The organism is Tessaracoccus rhinocerotis (assembly GCF_007197885.1).
GTDB classification, from domain to species: domain Bacteria; phylum Actinomycetota; class Actinomycetes; order Propionibacteriales; family Propionibacteriaceae; genus Arachnia; species Arachnia rhinocerotis.
In genome coordinates, this window is the sequence record NZ_VKKG01000015.1 from 1 (window position 1) to 937 (window position 937).

The window sequence follows — 937 nt, forward strand, 5'->3', positions numbered from 1 at the left end:
CTGGCCTGACCCCGTTTAGTAGGTCCAGACGTTGTGAGAGTCGTCTTGTCGCCCGATACGTCGGGCAGGAAGACTGGTCTCATCATGACAAGCAGCAGAAAGCGTCACACCCCCGAACAGGTTGTCCGCAAACTCACCCGAGCCGACCAGATGCTCGGCAACGGCGCGGACGTGGCCGGGGTGTGTCGAGAGCTCGGGGTGTCGGAGCAAACGTATTACCGGTGGCGCAACCAGTACGGCGGACTGAAAGCCGACGATGCCAAGCGTCTCAAAGAGCTCGAGAAACAGAACGCGACACTGAAACGACTCTTGGCCGAGGCCGAGCTAGAAAAGGCTGCGCTCAAGGAGCTGGCTGAGGGAAACTTCTAGGCCCGCACCGGCGCCGCGCCGCAGTGACTCACCTGATCCGAACCTTGCAGATCAGTGAGCGGATGGCGTGCCGCCTGGCCGGGCTGTCCCGATCGGCCTACCGCCGCCCCTTGAAAGCCGACACTGTGGCCGACCCAGACCGGGCGTTACGGGACTGGCTGCACGAGTATGCCAAGAAACACCCGCGGTGGGGATACCGCCGGGCCTATCACGACGCCCGCGCCGAAGGCTGGGTTGTGAACCACAAGAAGATCCAGCGGCTGTGGCGTGAAGAAGGTCTACGCGTCCCGCAGCGTCGCCGCCGCAAACGCATCGGTGCCTCCACCTGTGACGCGCCAGCCGCGGTAGCACCGAACGTGGTGTGGGCGATCGATTTCCAATTCGACAGCGATGAGCGTGGCCGGCCGATCAAAATCTGCTCCATCGTCGATGAACACACCCGCGAATGCATCGGCGGCCTCGTGGAACGCTCCATCACCGCCGATCGACTCGCCGCCCATCTCGACGACCTCGTCGCAAGCCGGGACGCCCCGGCGGTGCTGAGGTGCGACAACGGTCCCGAGCTCAT

The 937-nt window shown here is 63.9% G+C and carries 1 pseudogene; it reads left to right on the top strand.

Going from position 1 to position 937, the window contains the following annotated elements:
* Positions 1-84 precede the first annotated feature (84 nt).
* Positions 85-937: pseudogene (locus FOJ82_RS15925) on the top strand (IS3 family transposase); the annotation flags it as partial.